Genomic DNA, 26,844 nt, shown 5'->3' with positions numbered 1-26,844 from the left:
AACATTGGTGCTATCGAATCGTTAACTTTACAGTCAACCACTCAAGAAAAAGTGGTATCCCATAGGGGATTCGAACCCCTGTTACCGCCGTGAAAGGGCGGTGTCCTAGGCCTCTAGACGAATGGGACACAGTTGATACGTTATACTCTGTATCGAGTGAATACTCACTAATGTCTGTAGGCTAAACATTGGTGCTAATTGCTACAAAATAACAAGGATTCGAACCCCTGTTAACGCCGACTCTTTATAAACCAAAGTGGGCGATGTCCTAAGCTCTATTTCTAGACGAATGGGACACAGTTGATACGTTATACTCTGTATCGAGTGAATACTCATCAATGTCTGTAGGCTAAACATTGGTGCTAAATATCTAATTAAAGATAGTTAAGTAAGTGGTGGAGCTACACGGGATCGAACCGTGGACCTCTTCACTGCCAGCGAAGCGCTCTCCCAGCTGAGCTATAACCCCTTTCTTACTTAATGCTTTTGGATATGCAACCAGAATTAACTGATGCCATGTCTCAACTGCGAGGCGCATTCTATGCAGCATACCCAAAAGTGTCAACTCGTTTTTTAGGAATTTATTCTATCTGCTACAAAATCAATCGCTTTGGATATTCTTTGTGCAGATCTTTCTTTTCCGATTAGGAATAAGGTTAAATCTAATGCAGGAGACTGACCTGCACCAGTAACCGCGACGCGTAAAGGCATACCGACTTTACCCATACCTACATCAAGTTCAGTTGCCGTAGCCTCGATCACTTGGTGAATGCCTTCAACACTCCAGTCATTCAGCTCAGCTAATTTCTGATTGAACAGTGTTAATGGCTCTAATGCGACACCACGAAGGTGTTTTTTCGCTTGATCTTCATCAAACTGATCAAAGTCTTCATAGAAGTAACGACTAGAAGCGGCTAACTCTTTTAAAGTTTTAGCGCGTTCAGATAATGCAGTGACGATATCAGCAAGAGCAGGGCCATTGCTGGTATCAATTTTTTGATCATCCATATGCCACTGTAAGTGTGATGCAACATAAACTGGATCAAGTGATTTAATATAGTGTTGGTTCAACCAAACTAGCTTATCAGTATTAAATGCAGAAGCGGCTTTGTTAATATCATCTAATTTGAACAGTGTTTTTAACTCTTCCATTGAAAACACTTCTTGATCGCCATGTGACCAACCTAAACGCACAAGATAGTTTAGTAGTGCTTCTGGTAAATAACCGTCATCACGGTATTGCATTACCCCAACAGCACCATGGCGTTTAGATAATTTGGCACCATCATCACCTAAAATCATCGATACATGAGCGTATTCAGGAATTGGCGCGCCTAATGCTTTAAGAATATTGATTTGGCGTGGCGTGTTGTTGATATGATCTTCGCCACGTACAACACAAGTAATCCCCATATCCCAGTCATCAACAACCACACAGAAATTATAGGTTGGCACACCATCGGTACGCTTAATGATTAAATCGTCAAGCATATCATTTGAAATTTCGATACGGCCGCGGACGTGATCGTCAAATACTACACTGCCTTCGATAGGATTTTTGAAACGAACAACAAAAGGTTCGTCAGTATCGCGTGGCGCCAAGTTACGACAGCAGCCATCATACTTTTGTTGTAAACCCTGCGCCGCTTGTTCTTCACGCATGCTTTCTATGCGCTCACGTGAGCAATAACATTTATATGCAGTACCATTATTCAGCATTTGCTCAATGATTTCATTGTAACGATCAAAGCGTTTTGTTTGGTAATACGGGCCTTCGTCCCAGGTTAGTCCTAACCAGTTCATACCATCAAGAATGGCATCGCACGCTTCTTGAGTTGAGCGTTCAATGTCGGTGTCTTCAATGCGAAGCACAAACTCACCATTGTTAGCACGAGCGTGTAACCATGAATAAAGTGCAGTACGGGCACCACCTACATGAAGAAAACCAGTTGGACTTGGAGCAAAACGCGTCTTAGTAGTCATAATCGGACACTAACCTATTTATAAACGTCTAAATTAAAGACAAACAAAAAAATGTGGCGCTATTCTAACAGCCAAACTCGGTAGTTGAAATGGTGCGCACTCAAACCTGAGACAGATTTTATTTTTTCTGTGCGGATAAACGTCAAAAATGACTTGTTGTAAGTTTCACTGCGATTAAAACATTGTGATGTACAGTGAGGCGTAATAATGTCAGCAAATATTGTGTAAACGATGAAACTGAACTGGTTTTTATTTTGATTATGATTAGGTCAATCTGTTGATTAACAAAGCGTCAAAGCGAACAATTTTAGGCCGACTAGCATTTTTTTAATTAAAAAGCGTTGACAGGTTTTACTTGCCCCCTATAATACGGCCCCACACAGCATGAGGTCGCTTAGCTCAGCTGGGAGAGCACCTCCCTTACAAGGAGGGGGTCACTGGTTCGAGCCCAGTAGCGACCACCATATCTTCACTGATGAAGATATTCTTATGTTGATTACATCCCAGGTCGCTTAGCTCAGCTGGGAGAGCACCTCCCTTACAAGGAGGGGGTCACTGGTTCGAGCCCAGTAGCGACCACCATGTAATCTGATAAAATGATGTGTAGAGTCCCAGGTCGCTTAGCTCAGCTGGGAGAGCACCTCCCTTACAAGGAGGGGGTCACTGGTTCGAGCCCAGTAGCGACCACCATTTCTCATAAATGTATTGGACTCAATAGTAAAATATCCCAGGTCGCTTAGCTCAGCTGGGAGAGCACCTCCCTTACAAGGAGGGGGTCACTGGTTCGAGCCCAGTAGCGACCACCATATTTTACTGCTTTATAGATTGATATTCCCAGGTCGCTTAGCTCAGCTGGGAGAGCACCTCCCTTACAAGGAGGGGGTCACTGGTTCGAGCCCAGTAGCGACCACCATATCAACTTAATCTATCTGCGTTATATCCCAGGTCGCTTAGCTCAGCTGGGAGAGCACCTCCCTTACAAGGAGGGGGTCACTGGTTCGAGCCCAGTAGCGACCACCATATTCCTCGTTATATTATCTAATTTAATCCAACTGCAATCTTTCTTAGGCAACTGCAATCTTATTTGATTACTCAATTTTATTTAGAATGCTCTAATGTTTCTTCTTGCAATCTCACTTTTTAACTTTCTTGATGTTCGGCCATAAAAAAGCCACTCAAATTGAATGGCTTCTATTAAAATCTGTAAATTACGGCATCAATCCAGCCCTAAAAAACCACCGGTTTGATGAGCCCAAAGCTGTGAGTAAATGCCATTGGCTTTAATCAACTCCTGATGAGTGCCTTGTTCTACAATTTTGCCTTGGTCTAATACAATTAAGCGATCCATTGCTGCAATCGTTGAGAGTCGATGCGCAATGGCAATAACCGTTTTACCTTCCATTAGTTGGTATAAAGACTCTTGAATTGCCGCCTCTACTTCAGAGTCGAGTGCTGATGTGGCTTCATCGAGCAGTAATATCGGCGCGTTTTTAAGTAACACTCTGGCAATTGCGATACGTTGACGCTGACCACCAGACAGCTTAACACCACGCTCGCCGACCTGTGCATCTAAGCCCTTATTACCAAAGGGATCGGTAAGCGTATCGATAAAATCAAATGCCTGCGCTTGAGTGATAGCTGCCATTAAGCGTTCTTTACTAGCGTGTGGGTCGCCATAGAGAATATTTTCGCGAATAGAGCGGTGCAATAGCGAAGTGTCTTGAGTGACCATGCCGATATTGGCGCGCAGAGAGTCTTGGGTGACATCGGTTAGGGGTTGATCATCAATAATAATTTGCCCTTGTTCAACATCATGAAAACGCATTAGTAAATTAACTAATGTTGATTTGCCTGCGCCTGAGCGGCCGACTAAACCCACTTTTTCTCCAGGCTTAATGTGCAGATCTAATGAATCAATAACGCCTTTTTTCTCACCGTAATGAAAACTCACTTGGTTAAAGTCAATTTTACCTTGATCAATCACAATATCTTTGGCGTCTGGTTTATCTTCAATTGCAATAGGTTTTGATAAGGTATTCATCCCGTCGGTAACGGTACCAATGTTTTCAAACAATGAGCTAATTTCCCACATTATCCATTGAGACATACCGTTTAAACGCAGTGCTAAACTCACGGCAATGGCAATAGCGCCAACGGTAATCGCGTTATCTGCCCAAAGCCAAATTGATACAGCAGCAATAGTGAATGCCAATAGATAATTAATGATTTGCACGGCAACGTTAATCACGGTCACTAAACGCATCTGGCCGTAAACTGTGTCTAAAAATAAACTCATACTGTCGCGTGCATAATCTGCTTCTTGCTTAGTGTGAGAGAATAATTTCACGGTAGAAATATTGGTATAACTGTCGACAATTCGGCCTGTCATGCTCGAGCGGGCGTCCGCTTGTTTAGCTGAAATGGCTTTTAATTTAGGCACTAACTTCCACTGGATAGCAACGTAGGCGATAAGCCAAACTAGCATGGGTAACATTAGCCTTACGTCTGCGCTGGCAATCATTACTAGCATTGAGGTGAAGTAAATTAAGATGTACATCAATACATCTAATAGCTTCATGACCGTTTCACGCACGGCTAATGAGGTTTGCATCACTTTTGTGGCAACTCGTCCTGCAAAGTCATCTTGATAAAAACTAATACTTTGCTTAAGCAGATAGCGATGCGCTTGCCAGCGAATGGCCATGGGATAATTTCCCAATAATGTTTGATGCACGATCGAAGCATGCAACCAAACAATAAACGGGATCACAACTAACACAATCACCGACATGCCAATAAGGGTAACGTGTTCGTCTTGCCATAAAGTTTGTGGATTTTTAGTGACTAACCAATCGACTAACTTACCCATAAAGCCAAATAGTGACACCTCTAATATCGCCAACGTAGCCGTTAATATCGACATTACAATTAAAGGTTTGCCAAAGCCGCGAGTATAATGACGACAAAATGCGTACAAGGTTTTAGGTGGTTGCGTCGGCTCTTCTGGCGGTAAGGGTTGGGTTAAGGATTCAAAAAATTTAAACATCTAATACTCTAACATCAATAGTGAGATTTCTGCTTACTAGGATAACGTATATACGTCAAATGTAATGCGTTAAATTGTTACTATTAATCTGCTGGTGGGCTCATCACGATTCAGTTCCGTTTTCCGCTAGTCGCAACGCAGTCATTTAGGTAGAGTTTGTTGGTACGTAAAAACGCACTTTTTAGCGCATATTGATTTTATGCTAAATGTTAACCTGTAATGATACTGGCCTGAGGAGAACGAATGACGAGTGAGCAAATGTCAGTAGACTGCCACATAGCACCCCAAGTGTGTCAGCAAGCTCGTTTGAGCCGCGATGCTCGTTTTGATGGCCAATTTTTTACTGGCGTACTGACTACCGGTATTTATTGCCGTTCAATTTGCCCCGCGCCAGCGCCGCATGAAAAAAACGTCCGTTATTTTGACTCCGCGATTAAAGCCGCTAATGCCGGGTTAAGGCCATGTTTACGCTGTCGACCCGATAGCGCACCAAGCTCCAATGCTTGGCGAGGCACGCAGACCACTCTTAACCGAGCATTAAGGTTAATTGAGCAAGGGTACCTTAATGGTGATAACGCGGCATCAGTGACCGATATTGCTGAAAAATTAGGTATAACGAGCCGTTATTTGAGTCAGTTGTTTAATCAGCAATTAGGAACGTCGCCAAAACGATTTGCTCAGTATCAGCAATTGATGTTTGCCAAACAGTTACTGCATCAAAGCTCACTTTCTATAACCGACATCGCCATGGCAGCGGGTTTTAATAGTATTAGGCGCTTTAATGAGGTGTTTCAACAACACTTACAACTCACGCCATCGGCTCTTCGTAAGCAGAGTCATACTGCTCAATCAGCGCAAGTTAACAGAGATAATCAATCCATGGCAGTGAATCCTATCACCTTGAGCCTAGCGTACCGTCCTCCTTTCAACTGGGAAAAAATGCTGCAGTTTTATGCGTTTCGTCAGGTGGAGCATATGGAGGTGATTAGTGATGACGGCTATATGCGTAGCTTTGCATTTGATGGTATTAATGGTGTTTTTGCTGCTAAGCACAATCACAAAAAGCCTCAATTAGATGTGAGCATTTATTTTGTGAATGCTCAAGACATTAAGCACTTGCATAACGTTGTAAAGAAAATCCGTGCAATGTTCGACCTTGACGCGGATATGCAGGTCATTGAACAGGCTCTCACCTCAATAACGTCACTTGGGGCGAATATTGATGTCGGCCTTAGGATCCCAGGGACAGGCAACGTGTTTGAAGCGGCATGCCGGGCTGTATTAGGCCAACAAGTGAGCGTGCAACAAGCCACTAAACTACTGAATACGCTTGTACAACATTATGGTGAACCACTTAGTCTGAATGGTAAAAACTGGCGACTTTTTCCGACACCCACGGCGATTGCCCAAGCATCACTGAATGAATTAAAAATGCCTAGCGCACGTAAATTAGCCTTAAACGCGCTTGGTAAATATGTTGCACAATACCCTGATTCAACTCCGCAAGATTGGCTGTCGGTTAAAGGGATTGGGCCATGGACCGTGGCTTATGCACAAATGCGAGGGCTGAGCGAGCCAGACGTGTTTTTAACTACAGATTTAGTGATAAAAAATAGGCTACACGCATTGCATCAATTGGCACAACGCCCTATTGAATCAACCAAATCCTATAGCCACATTGCTAAACACATTAGCCAGCAAGTTAGCCCGTGGGGCAGCTATTTAACGTTTCAGTTGTGGGATGAAAACCCCCTCAATTCAATAGAAGAATAACACTATGTCTATACCTCAAGTACAATCGTTTGTGTCTAGCCCTGTTGGGTTATTGTCACTAAAAGCTTCTGAGCAAGGTTTAACTCATTTACAAGTTGAGGATTTGGCTCAACTAAACCCTGTTGTTGTGGTTGAATCTTCAGTCAATCTCTTGCCAGCGACAAATGAAGCGTATTTACAGGCACAACACCACATTAATGACACAGTGGCACAATTAACAGAATATTTTGCCGGTATTAGGCAAAGCTTTAGTGTTAGCCTGGCACCAAAAGGAACCGAATTTCAACATCAAGTGTGGCAGGCTTTGCGTGAACTACCGTTTGGTCAGCATTGCAGCTATAGCGACATTGCCAATACGATTGGTAGGCCTAAAGCTGTTCGCGCGGTTGGGGCGGCCAATGGCGCCAATCCTATTGCGATTATCGTTCCATGTCATCGGGTGATTGGTAAAGGCGGTAAGCTCACCGGTTATGCTTATGGATTAGACATGAAACAATGGTTACTTAACATAGAGAAGACACAATAAAGTTAGGTAATTTATCTGACTGATGCGCTAAAGTGCGGTAAAATGCCCGATTGTTATCCCTTGTTGAGCGCATCTGATCCATGACACAAGCTTCATTAGCTACCACATTTGCTGAATTTGGTCTGCACACTCCGTTGCTGGCTAGATTGACCGAGCTTCAATATTTACAGCCTACTCCAGTACAAGCCCATACCATCCCAAGTATTTTATCTGGCCAAGATTTGCTGGCGGGTGCCAATACGGGCTCGGGTAAAACCGCGGCGTTTGCTTTACCAATATTGCAGCGGTTAATGGAACGTCATCGTGGTGCATCCACTAAAGGCAACCTTGTCAGTGCTTTAGTCTTGGTGCCTACGCGTGAGTTGGCTAAACAAGTTGCCGATAGTTTTAAATCTTATGCAGTACATTTAAATGGTGATATCAAAATCGTAGCAGCGTTTGGCGGCGTGTCTGTTAACACACAAATGCTTGCCTTACGTGGTGGTGCAGATGTAGTGGTTGCAACGCCAGGGCGTTTACTTGATTTAATTTCATCTAATGCTGTTAAATTATCATCTGTTGCAACATTGGTGCTCGACGAAGCAGACAGAATGCTCAGTTTAGGCTTTACCGAAGAGCTGTCGCAGATCATCGCCTTGCTGCCGAAGAAAAAGCAAACACTTTTATTTTCAGCAACTTTCCCTGAAGAAGTGCGTCAATTGACCCAAGCATTGTTGAATGCTCCGCTAGAAGTACAATTGCAAAGTGCTGAAGCTAGCACGTTAGTGCAACGAGTCATGACGGTTAATAGAGAGAAAAAAACGGCGTTATTAGCTCACTTACTTCAACAGCATCAATGGCGTCAGGTGTTGATTTTTGTGAGTGCCAAAAATGGCTGTAATCATTTGGCACAAAAATTAGCTAAACGCGGTATTAATGCTGACGTTTTTCATGGCGATAAAGCACAAGGTGCACGTAGCCGAGTGCTTGAAAGTTTTAAAGCCGGTGAGATACAGGTGTTGATTGCAACCGACATCGCCGCCCGTGGTTTAGACATTGAAAAACTGCCTGTTGTAATTAATTTTGACTTACCACGCAGTCCAGCAGATTATATGCATCGCATTGGCCGAAGTGGCCGTGCAGGTGAGGTAGGTTTAGCGTTGACCTTGCTATCGCATGATGAGTATCATCACTTCTCAGTTATTGAGAAAAAGAATAAAATTCGTCTTGAACGAGAGCAAGTTAGCGGATTTGAAGCTGACGAAAATATGCCAGACACAGTGTTAGAGCAACCTAAACCCGTTGCCAAACCTGAAGGCGCAGGTAAAAAGAAACGCAAAAAATTACCCCCAATTAATGTTGATATTTGGGCAAAAAAACCAGATAAGTAGTAGGTAATATGAAACATATTTTTTGGTTAGTTGATGGTCAAATCGCAGGTCGCAGTGGTCCAAATAAAGATGCATGGGACTTAGCAGAGTTAAAACAAGCCGGATTTGGCGCCATAGCATCATTAAATAATGGTGAAGGTTGTGACACTGTTGCCATGGCAGAATTAGGTTTTAAACATAAAGTCTTTAATTTACCTGATAACATTCCACCTAAACCACAAGACTTAGCCGTTTGTGCTGAGATTTTGCCACAAGTTTTGGCATTTATACGTCAATGTGAAGCAGAGCAATTACCAGTGTTATTGCATTGTCGCTCAGGCATCAACCGTACTGAAATGGTGATGGCCTATTACATAATGGAAAATGGTGCCGCCCCTGTACATGCAGTAAGCCAGGTACGAAATGCCAGTGGTTTAGCATTTGATGCAGATGGTTGGGACCAATTTGTTTATGATGTACTTTACGAGCTACAGTCTGCTTCAAATTAACATGGTGAGCTAGGGTCATTTTACGATAAGGAAACAGACAATAAATCTTGCTGATATATCGTCTGTTTCCTTTATTTTTGTCATTTTTATCCCCAAAAAGTTTGTATTGTGATCAGTGCTTGCTAAAGACACCCTGAACGTTGACGATAAATGCTATAGTGGAACTGCAAGCTTTCATTTAGAAGGGGAAACGATGAGCCAAAAAACGAGCAAAGCGAATCAATCGCAAGGTTTATTGCTTTTTAGATTGAACCACACTCAACAATTTGCGTTGGGCACCTTGAAAATTCGTGAGCTCGTTCCCTTTACCCCACTGACTAAAATCCCTCATTCACATCCTGCCATTATGGGTGCTGCTACAATTCGCGGTATGACTATACCTGTTATTGATATGGCTGCTGGTATTGGTTTTAAACCGGTAACAGAACAAGAACGTAAAGACTGCTTTATTATCATTACAGATTGCCAAAGGATGGTGATTGGTTTTTTAGTACGAGCGATCGATAAAATCATCGAATGTAACTGGCGCAATATTGAAGCCCCTTCTGATAATTTAGGCAAAAATGCCTTTTTAACCGGTGTGACTCGGTTTGATGATCGTTTAGTACAATTGCTGGATGTGGAGCTTCTGTTATCAAAAATATTTCCTGATGATCCGATCGCAAGCCGAGCCATATTGACCGATGTTCAACGCGAAAAACTCAAACCGCTGCGAATATTATTGGTTGATGACTCAAAAGTGGCCCGCAAGCAATTGTCTGACGCATTAGATTCGATAAATATTGCTTATCAAGTGACTGCTGATGGGCGGGATGCTTTGCAAATGATGATACAAGCCGCCGAACAGCGCGCGCCTATTGATTTATTGGTTAGTGACATTGAAATGCCTGGTCTAGATGGGTATGAGTTGGCTTTTGAAGTAAAAAATAACCCGCTTATTGCAAGTGCTTATATTATTTTGCATACCTCACTTTCAAGTGAAATCAGTGTAAGCCAAGCTAAACAGGTTGGCGCAAACGAAGCATTAACAAAGTTTGATGCCAAAGAATTGATTGAAGCCATGCTGCGAGGGGCTCAAGCTAAGCATTAACGGCGTTGTTTAATTGCTGGGATGTGCTGACTTTTAATTTTTTTGCAGCGACTTGTTGCTCATTTAGACAAGGATTATTTTGATTACTAGGTGGTAATTCATTGTCCGCCCTTAATTCGTTTTTATCTCGAATATCGTTCACCCTGCAACGTTCTACTCGCCCGAGTAAAAATAATATTTTTGATGTTTTTTGCCCCCAAGATGGTTAACAATTTATTTTCATCTTTTATAAGAATGTCTCATTTTGTGTGCTCTTAAGCAGAAAAAGCTGAATTTTTTTATTCATTTGAGTTATGCACTAGACTTCTTACGTTCCATCCTGATATATAGCTACAAGGCTTTTTGGTGCATGGCACTGAGTATTTGTCCCGGAGTAATGTAATAACGTTATTTCTGAAATCAATTATTAACCTTATGTTGAGTTACATTGTTAACAAGGATGCCAACAACATGAGTGTTTTCAGGAATATCGGTTAGGTTGTACCTCATTGATATAATGACGACAGTTGTTTTATTCGTACCACCGTTTTAACCACGACATGACTCAGCGCCATTACTAACGAATAAAAGCCATTAATATAATAATCATAGGTTAAACAATGAATCAAAAAACATCACTGCTAGCACGAATTGCTAGTGGTAGCTTAGTGCTAAAAATTATTGGCGGGATCATCTTGGGTGTGATTTTAGCCAGTGTTTCAACAACCGGTGCACAGAGTGTGGCTTTTTTAGGGTCACTATTTGTCGGCGCACTGAAAGCCATCGCACCCGTGCTGGTATTTGTATTGGTCGCATCATCAATTGCTAACCAAAAGAAAGACAGCCACACCAATATGCGTCCAATTATTGCTTTGTATCTTTTGGGGACTTTTGCCGCAGCATTGACGGCAGTGATATTCAGTTTTGCTTTTCCAACGACGTTAATGTTGGCGACAGGTATTGAAGGCTCTAATCCACCTCAAGGCATAACCGAAGTCCTTAATACCTTATTGTTCAAAATTGTTGATAATCCAGTAAATGCCTTATTAACAGGTAATTACATTGGTATTTTAGTCTGGGGTGCGGGTTTAGGTATTACCATGCATCATGCTAGCGACAGCACTAAACAAATGCTGGCAGACTTAAGTGATGCTGTGTCTAACATTGTACGTTTTGTTATTCGCTTAGCACCAATTGGTATTTTTGGTTTAGTTGCGGCAACATTTGCAGAAACGGGCTTTGATGCATTAGCGGGTTATGCCCAATTATTGGTGGTGTTAGTCGGTGCGATGTTATTTATTGCATTGATTATTAATCCAATGATCGTTTACGCAAAAATTAAACGAAATCCATATCCATTAGTATTTAAATGTCTACGTGAAAGTGGGGTGACTGCCTTTTTCACACGTTCTAGTGCGGCCAATATTCCAGTTAATATGGCATTGTGCGAACAGCTCAATTTGCACAAAGACACTTACTCTGTATCTATTCCATTGGGCGCGACCATTAATATGGGCGGTGCAGCAATTACGATTACCGTATTAACCCTAGCAGCTGCACATACCCTAAATATTCCAGTCGACTTTATGACTGCGTTATTACTCAGTGTTGTGGCTTCAATATCAGCCTGTGGTGCATCAGGAGTTGCTGGTGGGTCTTTATTACTAATTCCGTTAGCCTGTAGTTTGTTTGGTATTTCTAACGATGTTGCAATGCAAGTTGTCGCCGTAGGCTTTATTATTGGAGTGATCCAAGACTCAGCTGAAACTGCATTAAACAGCTCAACTGACGTTATCTTTACCGCTGCAGCATGTGAAGCTGCTGAAGCGAAAGAGGCGGCTCAAATAAGTTAAAGTACTATATTTGTTTGTGCACAAAAAATGCCGGCCTATAGAATATTTATGGTGCCGGCATTTTTGTATTTGTTTGTCGCGAACAAGATTAGAAAGGATGCTGACTAAAAAAAGTCATTTCTATTTGGGTGTATGGGTGCGTTATCGTTAATGATTGTGCGTGCAAATTAAGCCGCTTACTAGCATTAATTGTAGCTTCATCAGCATAAAACTCATCGCCTAAAATAGGGTGGCCAAGTGCAAGCATGTGCACCCTGAGTTGATGAGTACGCCCAGTATGGGGTTTGAGCTCCATCAGTGTTGTTTGCGCTCGTTGTTCAAGTACACGAAAATAAGTGAGTGCTGCCTTACCTGTTTCTGTGGTCATTTGAAATGGAGGGGAATCAGGGTTTGGCCCTAACGCAAAGTTCACTTTACCTTCTAATGTTTGCATATGCCCGCTGACTTCTGCGACATACACTTTTTTAGCTTGGCGATGTTGAAATTGCGTTTTTAGGTTTGATTCAGCTTTTTTGTTACGAGCAAAAATCATGATACCAGACGTGTCACAATCTAAGCGGTGAATTAAAATTGCCTCTGGATAAACTTGCTGTAAGCGAGTGATGGCGGTGTCATGAGTGTCTGGCGAACGACCTGGATTTGACAATAATCCTGACGGTTTATTAATCACAATAATATCACGGTCTTTATAACGAATGTCCAACCAAGGAATAGACGGCGGTTGATAAGTAAAGATGTGCATGGTGAGATTGTCTCTTCAATAAACGCAGGTTGTGCCTGATTGCTTTCGCGCGCATCTTACCAAAATTTTTTCAGTAACGAAAATAAGAAGATTATGTGCTGGCTAGCCATAAACGCAATGACATGCCCCATCTGCTGGTGGCTCCAGATGTCATAAAGCGGATTTGATTTTTGTTATCAATGATAAAAATCGAGGGCAGTGCAGTTGCGCCCCATTGTTGGCTTAAGTTGTCTTCAGCTAATTGATTGATCACATCAAATTGGTAATTATGTTGCTGCATAAATGTACCAATGTCAGCATTTGAGCCAGAAGCTACTGCGACTGATATAACGCGATAATTTTGAGTGTTGGCCACGCTGTTGACCATAGGCGAGGTGACTTTGCATACCGGGCACCAAGTCCCCCAAAAATAGACTAAGGTTGCTTTGTCAGTGCTGCTTTGTTGCCTGGGATAAAAAAAAGACACCTCACGACCATCGATTAAAGGGCTATTGATAGGAAATGCGGTGCCGGTGAGCATGTCTCGCTGTAAATAGCTACTAATTGCATACAAGACAGTGGCGAATATGAGTAAGTCCCGCAGTGATTTCAACCAAAACCGGGGGGAGACAGCCCGTTTTTTCGCTCTACTTAGTGGCCCTGTTAACCAGTTTGTCATCAGTGTCTCGCATTTAATCTAACGTTTGAGGTAAATATTGACTGGGTGTTTTACGGCTGTATATTTTGCTGTAAGCCATTAATTGTGGATAAAAAGTTCTAAAAGCAATTTCAATGTCAACGTAAAGTTTATCCACATCTCGGATCGCGTGGTCAAATAACTCGGGTTTTGACAGTCTTTTACTCACCCCTTTGATCGCTTGATTTAATCCTTGCTTTGTTTGGTAACTGGTCAGCCAATCTTGTTGAATAATGTTAGTCGAGATTGCTTGCAAAGTGGCTGGTAATTCTTCGGTGCTATTAAGTTCTTGGTAGGCTTTTTGACAAAACACATCCAATTTTTGATGATGATATTCTTCCCAATAAAAGGCGAGATAATGGTCAAATGCTAAATCGATTAGCACTGGCGCCACTCTTCGCGAGGTTTTAGGGAATTGTTTCAATAAATCGATAATAATTTCATGGTTATCGGTGATTTGGTCTATTTGGCGATGCAACCAAATGCCTTGCTGAAGATGTTTTGGATGATTTTCTATTTTGCCTTTGGCAAAATCACCGCATAAATTGGCGATTAAATGGGTGTTGCTGATGTCAGCTAAATGTAAGTGTGCTAAAAAGTTCATATTTTGTGCTTCTAATTTTATTATTTTACAGTATGATACTAGCCGTTTGTAACAAAACATTACATTGTTGACTGCAATTAAGTTCCAATCATAACGCTTTACGCTTAAATGTCATGGAGTATTATGTTCCGTGTTGATTTGGATAAAACAAACATTATAAATTTGTTGAATATAATCGAAGGTTAATTTTAGGGATCAAGGATGATGAAAGACTGGTTAAAAAAAATATTCGGTAGGCAGCCAGCAACGAAAACCAATAAAGTACAGATTGATATGCGCTACGAAGTGCATACATTTAAATCAAATGAGACCGACGCTCAAAATAAAGTATCCCAGAGCTTTAGCAAGGTTGATGCAACTTCTCCTCAAAAGCCGACAAAATAATCAGTAAACTTGATCTTAACGTGCGCTCGCCATAGACTAGCGGCCGTTTTTACTGTTGAGATATGATTATGCGCGTTGCTGACTTTTCTTTTGACCTTCCAGATGAACTTATTGCTCGTTATCCGACTGCACAACGCAATGCGTCGCGTCTATTAACCCTTAATGGTGTAAATGGACAGCTAGCGGATAAGCAATTTACTGATTTACTTGAGCTGATTAACCCCGGTGATTTAATGGTGTTTAACAACACCCGCGTGATCCCAGCGCGTTTATTTGGCCAAAAAGCCACTGGCGGTAAGCTTGAGATTTTAGTTGAACGCATGCTCGACGACACACGTATTCTTGCTCATGTTCGCAGTTCTAAATCGCCTAAAGTCGATGCGTTAATTAATTTAGACGCTGGCTACCAAATGAAGATGTTGGCGCGTCATGATGCCTTATTCGAACTTGAGTTACTCGGTGATAACACCATTTTAGAGGTGCTTGAGCAAGTCGGTCATATGCCTTTACCTCCTTACATTGACCGCCCAGATGAAGATGCGGACAAAGAGCGTTATCAAACCGTGTATAACCAAACTCCTGGCGCAGTCGCTGCCCCCACTGCGGGTTTGCATTTCGATGATGCAATGTTAGCCGCATTGAAAGCTAAGGGGGTCAATATTGCTTTTGTGACCTTGCATGTCGGCGCTGGGACATTTCAGCCGGTGCGTGTCGATAATGTACTCGAGCACAAAATGCATTCTGAATGGGCTAATGTTCCGCAAGATGTTATTGATTTAATTGCACAAACTAAAGCCCGTGGCCATCGAGTTGTTGCAGTTGGTACAACCTCTGTCCGCTCACTAGAGAGTGCAGCTCGCGCTTGTGGTGATGCACCACTGGAGGCATTTAGCGGTGATACTGATATCTTTATTTACCCGGGTTTCACATTTAAAATTGTTGATGCAATGGTGACTAATTTTCATTTACCGGAATCAACATTAATTATGTTACTAAGCGCATTTGCTGGATACGATGAGGTGATGAGCGCATATCAACACGCCATTGCACAAAAATATCGCTTTTTTAGCTATGGCGATGCCATGTTTGTGACGAAAAAAGCCCCCTAAACCTCGAAATTGATTTACAATATGCCCCAACAAACGCCCGCTAATAGTGGGCGTTTTGATGTTTTAATGTGTTCTTAACCTTGAAGCATTAAAATTTGCCCTCATTACTATAGAAACTAAACAAGTCAGACTGTTTATCTGGCAAGGTGATTTATGAAATTTGAATTAGACACAACAGATGGACGTGCGCGTCGCGGCCGTTTGATATTTGACCGTGGTACGGTAGAAACTCCGGCATTTATGCCAGTAGGCACATACGGTACCGTTAAAGGGATGACCCCTGAAGAAGTCCGCGCCACAGGAGCTGACATCTTATTGGGCAATACCTTCCATTTATGGTTACGTCCAGGTGAAGAGATCATGCGTAAGCATGGTGACTTACATGACTTTATGAACTGGCAACGTCCAATATTGACTGATTCGGGTGGGTTTCAGGTGTTTAGCTTAGGCGACATTCGTAAAATCACTGAGGAAGGCGTGCATTTTCGCTCGCCAATCAACGGCGAAAAAATCTTTTTAGACCCAGAAAAGTCAATGCAAATTCAGGATTCATTAGGCTCAGACGTTGTCATGATTTTTGACGAATGTACGCCTTACCCTGCAACGCATGACGAAGCGCGTAAATCGATGCAAATGTCATTACGTTGGGCCAAGCGTTCACGCGATGAGTTTGACCGTTTGGAAAACCCAAATTCACTGTTTGGTATTATTCAGGGCGGTGTTTATGAAGACTTGCGCGATGAAAGCGTAAAAGGCTTACTTGATATTGGCTTCGATGGTTATGCTGTGGGTGGCTTAGCTGTGGGTGAGCCTAAAGAAGATATGCACCGCATTTTAGAACATGTTTGTCCGCAAATTCCTGCTGATAAACCACGTTATTTAATGGGTGTGGGTAAACCAGAAGATTTAGTTGAAGGTGTGCGTCGTGGCGTAGATATGTTCGACTGTGTTATGCCAACACGTAATGCTCGTAATGGTCACTTATTTACCAGTGAAGGGGTAATTAAAATCCGTAACGCGCGTCACCGTGATGATACTTCACCATTAGACGCTAAGTGTGATTGTTATACCTGTAAAAACTATTCACGCGCTTATTTATACCATTTAGATCGTTGTAATGAGATTCTAGGTGCGCGTTTAAACACCATTCACAACTTACGTTACTATCAAATGTTGATGGAAGGTTTGCGCGGCGCAATTGAGACAGGTACATTAGACGCCTTTGTGAAGGAGTTCTATACCAGTCTTGGTCGTGAAGTACCTGAGTTAGTCGATTAATTTTAACCAATAAGAAGAGAGAACTATGTTAATTTCAAATGCTTATGCAAGCCCAATGGGTGGCGCTGCCGGTGGCGAAACCATGCAATTAATTTTTATGCTTGTCATGTTCGGGTTAATTTTTTACTTCATGATTTTCCGCCCTCAGTCAAAACGTGTTAAAGAACACAAAAATTTGATGGCATCGATTTCAAAAGGTGACGAAGTATTAACCAGTGGTGGTATTTTAGGTAAAGTGACCAAAATCAGTGAAGAAAGTGATTATGTGTTACTGGCCATCAATGATAACAACCAAATTACCATTAAAAAGGATTACATCGCAGCGGTATTGCCAAAAGGTTCTATCCAGTCGTTATAAGCCAAGAGGGCTATGGTGTGTTAAATAAATACCCAATGTGGAAAAACATCATGGTGGTGCTTATCATCGCCATTGGTGGTTTTTATGCCATACCGAATCTGTTTGGTGAAGACCATGCAGTGCAGGTTGTGGCAACTCGTGGTGCTGAGGTTAATGCTACAACTCAAGCCAATGTTGTGCAAATGTTAGAAGGCAAAGGCATTGCGATTAAGCGTGCAGAGCTTGAAAACGGGCAATTGTTAGTTCGCGTACAAAATGCAGAGCAACAATTACTGGCTAAAGAAGCCATTGCAGAGCAACTTGGGCAAAAATTTACAGTAGCACTGAACTTAGCGCCGGCAACCCCCGAATGGCTTGAAGCTGTTGGCGGTTCGCCGATGAAGTTAGGACTTGATTTACGTGGTGGTGTTCACTTTTTAATGGAAGTGGACATGGGCGAAGCTATTCGCAAAATGGAAGAAGCCAAAGTGGCTGATTTTCGTAGCCAACTACGTGAAGAAAAAATCCGTTATGCAGGTATTCGTAAAACCCCAAAAGGGATTGCGATTAAGTTTCGTGATGCTGACACAGTTAGCAAAGCTGAAAACTACTTAAAAACCCGCAGTAATGACATGGTCTATACCGACGCGAGTACTGATAAAGAGTTTATCTTACTGGCAACCATGAGTGATGTTTACCTTAAGCAAATTAAGGAAGAAGCTTTACAGCAAAACATTACTACTATTCGTAACCGTGTGAATGAGCTTGGTGTTGCAGAGCCTGTTGTTCAACGTCAAGGCGCTGAGCGTATTATTGTTGAGCTACCTGGCGTGCAAGATACTGCGCGCGCAAAAGAGATTCTAGGTGCGACTGCATCTATTGAGTTTCGTATGGTTGACGACAATGCAGACGTTAGTGCTGCTGCAAGTGGCCGCGTGCCAGCTGGTGCTGAAGTATATCAGCGTCGTGAAGGCGGCATTGTTGTATTAAAGAAAGAAGTGATGTTAACCGGCGATCATATCACGGGTGCACAACCTACTTTTGATGAATACAGTCGACCACAGGTAGCGATTAATCTTGACGCAAAAGGCGGCACGATTTTCTCGAACGTAACCAAAGACAATATTGGTAAACCAATGGCAACATTGTTTATCGAATATAAAGACAGCGGCCTACGTAATCCTGATGGCACCGTTAAAATGACCAAGATTGAAGAGGTTATTTCGGTTGCGACCATTCAAGCCCGTTTAGGCCGCAATTTTGTGATCACAGGCCTTGAACACAGCGAAGCACAAAGCCTAGCGTTACTTCTACGTGCAGGTGCATTGATTGCGCCAGTAACGATTGTAGAAGAACGCACTATTGGCCCAAGCCTCGGTGCTGAAAACATCGAAAACGGTGTTCAAGCAATGGTATGGGGTATGGTTGTTGTACTTGTCTTCATGATGATTTACTACCGTGCATTTGGTTTTATTGCCAACCTTGCATTGATGGCAAACTTGATCATGGTTGTGGGCGTGATGTCGATGATCCCAGGTGCGGTATTAACGCTACCAGGTATTGCAGGTATGGTGCTTACCGTAGGTATGGCGGTTGACGGAAACGTGCTTATTTTTGAGCGTATTCGTGAAGAAATACTCGGTGGCCGTAGTGTTCAACAAGCTATCCATGAAGGTTATGGTAATGCGTTTTCAACCATTGCCGATGCTAACATCACTACCTTTATGACTGCGTTGATTTTATTCGCCGTCGGTACCGGTGCGGTGAAAGGTTTTGCTGTTACCTTAATGATAGGTATCGCGACGTCGATGTTTACAGCCATTGTTGGCACACGCTCAATCGTGAATGCGATTTGGGGTGGTAAGCGCGTCAAGTCATTGTCTATCTAAGGGAGAAGTTGAATATGTTTCAGTTATTTTCAGTAAATAAAACAGTCGACTTCCTTCGTCATGCAATGCCAATCAGTATTATGTCGATGGTGCTAGTGATTGCTTCTTTTGTATCGCTTGGCGTACAGGGCATTAACTGGGGGCTAGACTTTACCGGTGGTACGGTTGTTGAAATGGAGTTCTCTGCTCCTGCCGACTTAAATGCACTACGTGCAACCATGACGGCAGATGAAGCAAAAGGCGCAGTGGTGCAGAACTTTGGTTCGAGCCGCGATGTGCTAGTGCGTTTACCTGTACTAGAAGATCTTAAAAGTGATGCTCAAGTTGAGGCTGTATTAGCCGCGGCGCAGTCAATTGATGCAGGCGTTGTGCAAAAGCGTGTTGAGTTTGTTGGCCCACAAGTGGGTAAAGAATTAGCAGAGCAGGGCGGCCTAGCGGTTATTGTTGCCTTAATTTGTATTCTTATCTATGTGTCATTTCGTTTTGAATGGCGCTTGGCTGCAGGTTCTGTAGCGGCACTTGCTCATGACGTGATTGTGACTTTAGGGATATTCTCGGTGTTACAGTTAGAGTTTGACTTAACTGTTTTAGCGGGATTATTAACGGTTGTGGGATACTCACTTAACGATACTATCGTTGTGTATGACCGTATCCGTGAAAACTTCTTAAAAATGCGTAAAGGCACGCCTGAAGAAATCGTCAATACGTCTATTACTCAAACCATGAGCCGTACGGTGATTACTACCGGTACGACCCTGATTACTGTGATAGCGTTATTCCTTAAAGGTGGCACCATGATCCACGGCTTTGCGACAGCATTGCTACTGGGTATTTTTGTAGGTACATACTCATCGATTTATGTGGCCAGTTATTTAGCCATTAAATTGGGTATTAACCGCGAGCACATGCTGCCTGTAGAGATTGAAAAAGAAGGTGCTGATCAACCTTCAATGATGCCTTAAAACGCATTGTAAAAAGCCTTAACAATAAACCCCAGCATTGCTGGGGTTTATTTTTGGGTGATAGGCGTTTATTGAAACTATTGTTGTTGCTGATGTTGCTGATGTTGTTGCTGAATGTGTCGCTCACACGCTTTAAGTACAGTCTGGTACCATGGTGCATTGATATCAATAATCAAAGCTTCCCAGCCATCAGTGCCAAGTATCTCAATAGAGGTGATTGACAGTATCTTGGTCATCTTAGCGTTAACCCTAAAGGTACCCACTTTAGTATCAATACGGCTGATGTTAATGCTCATTGCCAGCGATTTATTGTTCATCTGTTACAAATGCAGTCCTAGTTCCCCCGCTTTTATTTGTACGACAGTAGCGCTTTTATCAGCTTGTGGGGCATAAACTCCTGTGCCTGTCATTGCAATGTGATTAACATTCTGGCCAATCAGTTTACTGCCGACATCTTTTGATGTTTCAGGACGACTAATTAAATAACCTTGAATGCAATCTATGCCTAGTTTTTTCACAAGTTCAAATTGCGGCGCCGTTTCTACCCCCTCTGCAACAATCTTTAAATCAAGCGTTTTGCCTAGGTCGCTTATAGAATTTAATATCTTTTCATATTTGGGGTTAATATTTGCTTGATCGATAAACAACTTATCAATTTTAATTACATCAACAGGAAGGTTTGCCAAAGTTGATAATGAGCTAAAGCCTGTGCCAAAGTCGTCTATTGCAATCAGTACCCCTAATTTACGCAATTTATCGAGGTCAGATATTACTTGTTCTGATGCATCAATAAAGCATGACTCTGTAATTTCAAGTAGTAGCGCTTTGGGTGGTAATCCGACCTTATTTAAGGTTTCTATAATCCAGTCATGTAATGGAACATGTGCTAATTGAACCCCAGAAATATTGACAGACATACGAACTTTATTCATGCCTGCATTGTACCAGGCGGCCATTTGGCGGCAGGCTTCAATGAGGATCCAGTTACCCAGTTCTAAGATTAAATTGGAGTCTTCTGCGATAGGAATAAATTCGGCAGGAGAAATCGACCCCTCTGTTGGGTGATGCCAACGTACCAGACATTCAAAATAATCAATGCTGAAATCGTGCACATCCACAATAGGCTGAAAAGATAAACTGAAGTTTTGACTGGCCATAGCAAGGCGCATTTCTTCAAGCAAGTAGTGATAGCGGCGCATTTTATTGCCCATTTCGGGTGAATAAACGCGGTAAATACCTCTGCCATCGGTTTTGGCTCGGTACATAGCCACGTCGGCCATTTGCAATAATGTATTTGGGTTGGCAGCGCTGTCGGGATATACCGCAATCCCAATACTGGCGCCAATTTTAATTAATTTGTTACCGAGTACAAAATCACCTTCTATTTCTTGTAATACGTTTTGTGCCACTTCTATTGCGAGATTGTCGTTATGTAGATCTTCAATAAAAATCGAGAACTCGTCTCCACCTAATCGCGACAAACTCAACTCTAAGCCTAATTCAGATGTAAAATGGCTGAGTTTACGATTGCGTACTACGGTTGCAAGTCGTTGAGATACCTGAATTAACACTTCATCACCAAAGCTGTGACCAAATGAGTCATTTACTTGTTTAAAACCATCTAGGTCTATAAACAATAGAGCCTGTTTTTTCTTTTGGGCTTGGGCCTGTTCAAGTTGGGTTTGTAAGTGCTGTAAATAGGCGTGGCGGTCTATCAACCCGGTCAATTTATCTTGATGTTGGCTTATGATGTTTCTGTGTTGTTGCTCATGTATTTGTTTGTTGAGTTCTATAAGGGCTAAACTCAGCTTTGAGATAGTATTTTGCTGCTCAACGTTAGGCGGGGTGATATTAAAAGCGGCGAGTAGTTTGTTGGTCTCGTTATTGACGACTTCTAATGAGTTATCCAGCTTTCTCTTTTGCCTGCGGGTAATATAAAACGGGATCCCGATAGCAAAACTGCCTAAAAGCAGCAAAGGCAAATTACTAAATAACATGATGTTGTTAAACGCGTCATTAAGGCTAATGACTTTTATTTGATTATCAATCTTTGACAATACAACGTAATTTTTTTGGTTGTCGGACACAATTTTATAATTCAATAACATGCTAGCCCAATGATCTGTTATGTGGGCGACATCTCGCTGATCAAATTGTTGTAAATTGACGTTGTTATTATCTCGATTAAAGACTTGTAAACTTTGGTTGAGCGTAAATATAACTAAAAGTGATAAACCGACTAATAAACTTAAAGAAAGTAAAATTATTTTGGATATCCGCATTCTATTTGCTCTTAATAGTCGGTTGTATATGCTCAAAAAAACGGTGTTATATAAAGTCATAATAATACCGTTGGCCCGTTAGTTTACAGTGTACTGTAAATGTAACATTTTAACAATTCAGTCAAGCTGTGCGTTTGATTTCTTAATTGTTTGATTAAAAACACTTATTAATATTAGTTACCGTTGCAAATTGACTTATATTTATCGCTATCATTTTCGAGTCAAGGCAATATTGCCAAATGTAATTGCGGACCATAAATTGCAGTACTAATTACTGACAAAATAATTAATGGCTAGTGCTTTTGTATCATTAAAATGCTTGTTTGTGTTTTAACAAGGCTGAAATGTATTCCGTTAAGCTATATTGAGTGTGACCATATATTCAGCTTGGCCGTTTTCAGTTGAGATAAACTCTCCTTGGCCAATGTAGTCAGTAAGATGTTGAGTACCTGAACCCGCGATAATACTGAATTGACTTTGAGCAACACCAGCGATAAACGTGCCGTTATGTTGCAGCATTATCTCTCCGGTTATTTCAGGCGTTGTTACACTTAAACGCTCTAATCCAGAAAACACAGCAGTAGTGTCTTTTTGATGTGACATCACATAGCAAATGTTTGCTGTGCCAGTGATATCTCCTGAATATGTTTGTGTTATGTGTGCAATTGTCTGTTTGCTGCCATCATCATGTTCAGCATAGGGCGTTTCATCCCATTGGGTAATTTGAAATACACCTTTTAAAACAATTTTTGCCATTGTTAATCCTTTACCATGATTTTTTGTTTGGTGGTTTAGATAACCTTAAGGTAATCACCGTTTAAGATAAATGTCCAATTTATAAACAACACTCGACAGAGTTTAGTTGACGAAGTAGGATGAAACAAATTTGCCAGCAAGAGCAATGCAGTAGGATAACGCATGGAACATCGAAAAGTATTATTAGCCGGTGGTAATTTGTTACAGGCTCACACATGGAAAGGACTACTGGAAACCAGTGGTATAGAGGTTGATCTTAAAGGCGAAGCATTGATTGGTGGTGTGGGAGGCCTGCCTATTGAAATGCAAACTGTTGAGTTGTGGGTAACAGATAGCCAACTTGCTGCAGCACAAACCCTGCTTGATTCTTTAGACGTTGAGAAACTACAATGGCAATGTGTTCAGTGCCATGAAATGAACGAAGGAAGCTTTGAACTTTGTTGGCAATGCAGTGCTCAAAAAAGTGAGATGCATAACGCGTAACGCGTCGTAAAATCCCGATAATAGTGTCTTTAATACTCGTGTCTGTTTATAATTTTTAAACCAATTGATAAACCTTTTTATCGGTTATGGCGTAGTTACTTTTCATCATACCGTAGCGTCATTTTATTGAAGGACTCATTATGCAAGCATCTCAAGCCTTTGCCAGTCTCGTCGAATCTGTCATGCCTCATATTAAGTTAATAACTATCGAACAATATCAACAACAAGACCAATGGCAACTTATCGACGTGCGCGAAGATAACGAATGGTTACAGGGGCACCTTCCAAATGCAAAACATTTAAGCCGTGGCATTATTGAGCGTGATATTGAGCATCGTTTTCCAGATAAGACTACGCCGATTTTGCTTTATTGTGGTGCAGGGCAAAGAGCCGCGTTAGCGGCTTATAATCTTCAATTAATGGGTTATACACATGTGGCCTCAATGGTTGGTGGCTATCGTGCTTGGATCCAACATCAATTTCCTATCGTTCAAGATTGAGATATAAATGCAATATTTTCCACTGTTTGTTGATACACAAGGTTTACGTGTTTTACTTGTTGGTGCAGGCGAGGTTGCTACCCGAAAACTCGATTTATTATCGCGAACGGATGCCATCATTCATGTTGTAGCCCCTGAAGTTGCCAAAGACATTGAAATGTACCATCAACAAGGGCGTATTCGGTTATCTCGACGTGTTGTTACCCAAGATGATATTGCTAATATTGATATTGTGTATTTAGCCACCGCAAACGAGCAGTTGAATATGGATTTTGCTGACTTGGCAAATGAACGGGGAATTTGGGTTAACGTGGTTGATAATCCATCTTATTGCCGTTTTATCACACCTTCAATCGTTGACCGCGGCCGTTTAGTCGTGGCCATAAGTACCGCTGGTGCCGCTCCAGTGTTTGCCAGAACCATTCGTTCTCGATTAGAAACCATGTTACCAGCAACGTTAGCACCTTTATTTGATTTTGTGGCTAGCAAACGCGAAGAAGTTCAGCAAACCTTAGCCGACGGTAAAGATCGTCGTCTATTTTGGGAGCGATTTTTTAACAGTAATCAAGACAAATTCGATAACCTTACCGAGCAACGCTATATTGATGCTTTTCAAGACATGACACGCCATGGCGAAATACTCTTACTGACAGAGCATACCCCTGCCTGTTTATTGCCGATAGCGGCTATGCCGTTATTGCAAAAGCTTGATGTTATTTATAGTGATGAGCCAGTTGATGATGATACAAATGAGTTACTACGTAGGGATGCAAACAGAACCAGCATGCCTAAACTGAGTGAAATTTCTCAACAATATGAACTAGGTGAGCGAATGTTGATTGTTGCCAATTCGGAGAAAATAGCCCAATTAATCGCTCATTTTCCGATAGCGAAACATTTGCGTCCCGGGGCTTTATAACGATTTCGTCTGTTTGATTTAACACGCCGAGTGTACTTTGTAGTAGACTCGGCTTTTTTATGTCTAGAGATCCCCTATGGCCACTAAAGCTACTGTTTTTAAAGTTGCACTTCAAATTGCCGATATGGACCGCCACTATTACGCAGATCATGCGTTAACCCTGGCGCAACACCCTTCTGAAACAGATACTCGTATGATGGTGCGTTTATTAGCGTTTGCATTAAATGCATCAGACACTTTGGCCTTTAGTAAAGGTTTATGTGTTGATGATGAGGCTGAGCTTTGGGATAAGAGCTTAAGTGATGAGATTAATTTGTGGGTTGAGTTTGGCCAGGCCGACGAAAAATGGTTACGCAAAGCCTGTGGGCGTGCCAAACAGGTGATTTTATATACTTATGGTGGCCGTAGTGTGCCTATTTGGTGGCAACAAAATCAACAAGCACTCACTCGCTATGATAATTTATCAGTGGTTAACTTTCCTGAAGATGCGGTTAAGCAACTTGCAGTATTTGTGAACAGAAATATGGCGTTGCAGATCAGCATTAGCGAAGGGCAGGTTTGGTTTTCTGATAAAGACAATAGCGTATTAATTGAGCCAGAAAAACTTAAATAAGCATAATGCTCATAAGGTGTAGCAGCGTCATTTTAGCTGAGTTAAACCATTTCTCAAAAGTAAGTGCTCATTGTTGCCTACTCTCCGGTGAGCTAGTCAATTAAAGCCGTATTGCTTCACCAACATCCGTCTAAGAAGGGGACTATATTTGCCCTTCTTGGATCTCCTTCGCAGCTCTTGATAACGTGTTTGAACCACAAAGCCTAATAAAAATCACCTAATGCCCAGTTGGTACTTTTGATGTGGAAGGACTCACAAATATTGTGATGGCAGAATGTTAAATATCGGCCATGTAAACACGTTTCTGGGTCATTACTGAAATAATCACCAGCTGGCACTGTAATATTTTTATCGGAAAGGGTTGTGGTGTTTTATCTTTTTAAACTGACTTTTTTACGCCTATTACAGCCATTAACATTTAAATGTGAATTTAATCTTAATATTGACATTATTAACAAAGTTTAATCTTTTAAGGTATTGTACTAATAAAAACTCAGGCAGATAATCTAAGCGTGTTTTAAACGCTTTAAAACGTCCCATGCATTTGATTTGTATGGTTTTATTAATATTGAGTTTCGGTTGTAGATTAAGGATGTTGTTGTGAAGAAGTTGGCACTATACCCGGTAGAAAAAATCGACGAATTAACCTCGCCAGAAGCACATGAAGATATCTCGGTCTTGTCGTCGGCAGTTAATATTTTTACTGATTTTAAGAAGGTGACCCCATTAGTCATAGAATCAAACTCTTCTGCTGTAGAGGTAGAGAGCTTGATGCAAAAATCTCACGTTAAACTTAAATTAGTGATTAATAAAAACAATGAATTTTTGGGGTTGATCAGTTTTGAATCGTTACATAATCAAGAAATATTAAAGCGAGTGGCAGAAGGGCATCAACGTGAGCAGCTTAAAGTCACCGATTTTATGATCCCAAAAGACAGGCTCAAAGCAATTGATTACGATGATTTAAGCTATGCCAAAATCGGTGATGTTATTGCAACATTGCAATCTGCAGGACAACAGCATTGCTTGGTAGTGGATAGAAAACATCATGCAATTAGAGGTGTATTGTCTGCTAATGACATCGCCAGAAGATTAAAATTAGCAGTCGATGTTAGTACGCCGACTTCATTTGCTACTATTTTCGATGTGATCACTAAAATTCAACAACCAGCAATGTTGAATACCCAGTAAAACTGTTTTAT

At 41.7% G+C, this 26,844-nt stretch carries 25 protein-coding genes and 8 tRNA genes; 23 read left to right on the top strand and 10 right to left on the bottom strand.

Going from position 1 to position 26,844, the window contains the following annotated elements:
- Positions 1-52: 52 nt before the first annotated feature.
- The 3 genes from IEW93_RS02570 to gltX form a co-directional block, all read right to left on the bottom strand.
- Positions 53-128 (bottom strand) — tRNA-Glu (locus tag IEW93_RS02570).
- A gap of 265 nt (positions 129-393) precedes the next feature.
- A tRNA-Ala gene (locus tag IEW93_RS02565) sits at positions 394-469 on the bottom strand.
- 104 nt (positions 470-573) lie between these two features.
- Positions 574-1,983 (bottom strand): glutamate--tRNA ligase, encoded by a 1,410-nt coding sequence (gene gltX, locus IEW93_RS02560; protein WP_188736617.1) that lies wholly within the window; start codon positions 1,981-1,983, stop codon positions 574-576.
- Between the two features lie 388 nt (positions 1,984-2,371).
- On the opposite strand from gltX, the gene IEW93_RS02555 reads away from it, so the two are divergent.
- From IEW93_RS02555 to IEW93_RS02530, 6 genes are all read left to right on the top strand, one after another.
- A tRNA-Val gene (locus tag IEW93_RS02555) sits at positions 2,372-2,447 on the top strand.
- A 42-nt stretch (positions 2,448-2,489) separates the two neighbouring features.
- Positions 2,490-2,565: transfer RNA gene (locus IEW93_RS02550), tRNA-Val, on the top strand.
- Positions 2,566-2,597: 32 nt separating this feature from the next.
- A tRNA-Val gene (locus tag IEW93_RS02545) sits at positions 2,598-2,673 on the top strand.
- Between the two features lie 40 nt (positions 2,674-2,713).
- Positions 2,714-2,789, top strand: a tRNA-Val gene (locus tag IEW93_RS02540).
- Positions 2,790-2,820: 31 nt separating this feature from the next.
- A tRNA-Val gene (locus tag IEW93_RS02535) sits at positions 2,821-2,896 on the top strand.
- Between the two features lie 31 nt (positions 2,897-2,927).
- A tRNA-Val gene (locus IEW93_RS02530) sits at positions 2,928-3,003 on the top strand.
- Between the two features lie 196 nt (positions 3,004-3,199).
- Here IEW93_RS02530 and IEW93_RS02525 read toward each other — a convergent pair.
- Positions 3,200-5,029, bottom strand: a complete 1,830-nt coding sequence (locus IEW93_RS02525; RefSeq protein ID WP_188736615.1) for an ABC transporter ATP-binding protein — start codon at positions 5,027-5,029, stop codon at positions 3,200-3,202.
- Positions 5,030-5,272: 243 nt separating this feature from the next.
- On the opposite strand from IEW93_RS02525, the gene IEW93_RS02520 reads away from it, so the two are divergent.
- The 6 genes from IEW93_RS02520 (at position 5,273) to sstT (ending at position 12,108) form a co-directional block, all read left to right on the top strand.
- On the top strand, positions 5,273-6,802 hold the full coding sequence (locus IEW93_RS02520; RefSeq protein ID WP_188736613.1) for a DNA-3-methyladenine glycosylase 2 family protein: 1,530 nt from the start codon (positions 5,273-5,275) through the stop codon (positions 6,800-6,802).
- A 4-nt stretch (positions 6,803-6,806) separates the two neighbouring features.
- The gene (locus IEW93_RS02515) at positions 6,807-7,328 is read left to right on the top strand and encodes a methylated-DNA--[protein]-cysteine S-methyltransferase (protein WP_188736610.1); all 522 of its coding nucleotides are present in this window, start codon (positions 6,807-6,809) and stop codon (positions 7,326-7,328) included.
- 80 nt (positions 7,329-7,408) lie between these two features.
- Positions 7,409-8,698, top strand: coding sequence for a DEAD/DEAH box helicase (locus tag IEW93_RS02510; RefSeq protein WP_188736608.1), 1,290 nt, complete (start codon positions 7,409-7,411; stop codon positions 8,696-8,698).
- Positions 8,699-8,706: 8 nt separating this feature from the next.
- On the top strand, positions 8,707-9,186 hold the full coding sequence (locus IEW93_RS02505; RefSeq protein ID WP_188736606.1) for a dual specificity protein phosphatase family protein: 480 nt from the start codon (positions 8,707-8,709) through the stop codon (positions 9,184-9,186).
- 193 nt (positions 9,187-9,379) lie between these two features.
- Positions 9,380-10,276: a chemotaxis protein CheV gene (locus IEW93_RS02500; RefSeq protein ID WP_188736604.1), complete on the top strand. Its 897-nt coding sequence runs from the start codon at positions 9,380-9,382 to the stop codon at positions 10,274-10,276.
- Between the two features lie 599 nt (positions 10,277-10,875).
- Positions 10,876-12,108 carry a serine/threonine transporter SstT gene (gene sstT, locus IEW93_RS02495; RefSeq protein WP_188736602.1) on the top strand — a complete coding sequence of 411 codons (1,233 nt, stop codon included), beginning with the start codon at positions 10,876-10,878 and terminating at the stop codon, positions 12,106-12,108.
- Between the two features lie 88 nt (positions 12,109-12,196).
- On the opposite strand, the gene IEW93_RS02490 is transcribed toward sstT, so the two are convergent.
- From IEW93_RS02490 to IEW93_RS02480, 3 genes are all read right to left on the bottom strand, one after another.
- Positions 12,197-12,850, bottom strand: coding sequence for an RluA family pseudouridine synthase (locus IEW93_RS02490; RefSeq protein WP_188736601.1), 654 nt, complete (start codon positions 12,848-12,850; stop codon positions 12,197-12,199).
- A 91-nt stretch (positions 12,851-12,941) separates the two neighbouring features.
- Entirely contained in the window at positions 12,942-13,508 is a 567-nt protein-coding gene (locus tag IEW93_RS02485) for a protein disulfide oxidoreductase (protein ID WP_188736599.1), read from the bottom strand.
- Between the two features lie 13 nt (positions 13,509-13,521).
- Positions 13,522-14,130 (bottom strand): acyl carrier protein phosphodiesterase, encoded by a 609-nt coding sequence (locus IEW93_RS02480; RefSeq protein WP_188736597.1) that lies wholly within the window; start codon positions 14,128-14,130, stop codon positions 13,522-13,524.
- A 201-nt stretch (positions 14,131-14,331) separates the two neighbouring features.
- Here IEW93_RS02480 and IEW93_RS02475 point away from each other — a divergent pair, with 201 nt between their 5' ends.
- The 6 genes from IEW93_RS02475 to secF all read left to right on the top strand — a co-directional run bounded on the left by IEW93_RS02475 (position 14,332) and on the right by secF (position 20,089).
- Complete coding sequence (locus tag IEW93_RS02475) at positions 14,332-14,514, top strand: hypothetical protein (protein WP_188736595.1); 183 nt, start codon at positions 14,332-14,334, stop codon at positions 14,512-14,514.
- A gap of 68 nt (positions 14,515-14,582) precedes the next feature.
- On the top strand, positions 14,583-15,623 hold the full coding sequence (queA, locus tag IEW93_RS02470; protein WP_188736593.1) for a tRNA preQ1(34) S-adenosylmethionine ribosyltransferase-isomerase QueA: 1,041 nt from the start codon (positions 14,583-14,585) through the stop codon (positions 15,621-15,623).
- Between the two features lie 153 nt (positions 15,624-15,776).
- Positions 15,777-16,901 carry a tRNA guanosine(34) transglycosylase Tgt gene (gene tgt, locus IEW93_RS02465; RefSeq protein WP_188736591.1) on the top strand — a complete coding sequence of 375 codons (1,125 nt, stop codon included), beginning with the start codon at positions 15,777-15,779 and terminating at the stop codon, positions 16,899-16,901.
- A gap of 25 nt (positions 16,902-16,926) precedes the next feature.
- Positions 16,927-17,259 carry a preprotein translocase subunit YajC gene (gene yajC / locus IEW93_RS02460; protein ID WP_160055628.1) on the top strand — a complete coding sequence of 111 codons (333 nt, stop codon included), beginning with the start codon at positions 16,927-16,929 and terminating at the stop codon, positions 17,257-17,259.
- 17 nt (positions 17,260-17,276) lie between these two features.
- Complete coding sequence (gene secD, locus IEW93_RS02455; RefSeq protein WP_188736588.1) at positions 17,277-19,127, top strand: protein translocase subunit SecD; 1,851 nt, start codon at positions 17,277-17,279, stop codon at positions 19,125-19,127.
- A 14-nt stretch (positions 19,128-19,141) separates the two neighbouring features.
- A complete protein-coding gene (secF, locus tag IEW93_RS02450; protein ID WP_188736587.1) occupies positions 19,142-20,089 on the top strand; it encodes a protein translocase subunit SecF in 948 nt (315 codons plus the stop codon).
- Between the two features lie 77 nt (positions 20,090-20,166).
- Here the strand turns inward: secF and IEW93_RS02445 are convergent, their stop codons facing one another.
- The 3 genes from IEW93_RS02445 to IEW93_RS02435 form a co-directional block, all read right to left on the bottom strand.
- On the bottom strand, positions 20,167-20,406 hold the full coding sequence (locus IEW93_RS02445) for a hypothetical protein (RefSeq protein ID WP_188736585.1): 240 nt from the start codon (positions 20,404-20,406) through the stop codon (positions 20,167-20,169).
- A gap of 3 nt (positions 20,407-20,409) precedes the next feature.
- On the bottom strand, positions 20,410-22,371 hold the full coding sequence (locus IEW93_RS02440) for a putative bifunctional diguanylate cyclase/phosphodiesterase (protein WP_188736583.1): 1,962 nt from the start codon (positions 22,369-22,371) through the stop codon (positions 20,410-20,412).
- A gap of 354 nt (positions 22,372-22,725) precedes the next feature.
- On the bottom strand, positions 22,726-23,127 hold the full coding sequence (locus IEW93_RS02435; RefSeq protein WP_188736582.1) for a DUF3224 domain-containing protein: 402 nt from the start codon (positions 23,125-23,127) through the stop codon (positions 22,726-22,728).
- A gap of 162 nt (positions 23,128-23,289) precedes the next feature.
- Between IEW93_RS02435 and IEW93_RS02430 the strand changes: the two genes are divergently transcribed.
- The 5 genes from IEW93_RS02430 (at position 23,290) to IEW93_RS02410 (ending at position 26,833) form a co-directional block, all read left to right on the top strand.
- Positions 23,290-23,610, top strand: a complete 321-nt coding sequence (locus tag IEW93_RS02430; RefSeq protein WP_188736579.1) for a putative signal transducing protein — start codon at positions 23,290-23,292, stop codon at positions 23,608-23,610.
- Positions 23,611-23,750: 140 nt separating this feature from the next.
- Entirely contained in the window at positions 23,751-24,110 is a 360-nt protein-coding gene (locus IEW93_RS02425; protein ID WP_188736577.1) for a rhodanese-like domain-containing protein, read from the top strand.
- A gap of 7 nt (positions 24,111-24,117) precedes the next feature.
- Positions 24,118-25,029, top strand: a complete 912-nt coding sequence (locus IEW93_RS02420; protein ID WP_188736575.1) for a precorrin-2 dehydrogenase/sirohydrochlorin ferrochelatase family protein — start codon at positions 24,118-24,120, stop codon at positions 25,027-25,029.
- Between the two features lie 76 nt (positions 25,030-25,105).
- Entirely contained in the window at positions 25,106-25,642 is a 537-nt protein-coding gene (locus IEW93_RS02415) for a YaeQ family protein (protein ID WP_188736573.1), read from the top strand.
- A 600-nt stretch (positions 25,643-26,242) separates the two neighbouring features.
- Positions 26,243-26,833 (top strand): CBS domain-containing protein, encoded by a 591-nt coding sequence (locus IEW93_RS02410; RefSeq protein ID WP_223418402.1) that lies wholly within the window; start codon positions 26,243-26,245, stop codon positions 26,831-26,833.
- Positions 26,834-26,844 lie beyond the last annotated feature (11 nt).

It is taken from the genome of Shewanella inventionis (assembly GCF_014641855.1).
Taxonomy (GTDB): Bacteria; Pseudomonadota; Gammaproteobacteria; order Enterobacterales; family Shewanellaceae; genus Shewanella; species Shewanella inventionis.
The sequence above is the reverse complement of the archived record's forward strand: the minus strand, read 5'-3'. Positions and strand labels throughout refer to the sequence as shown.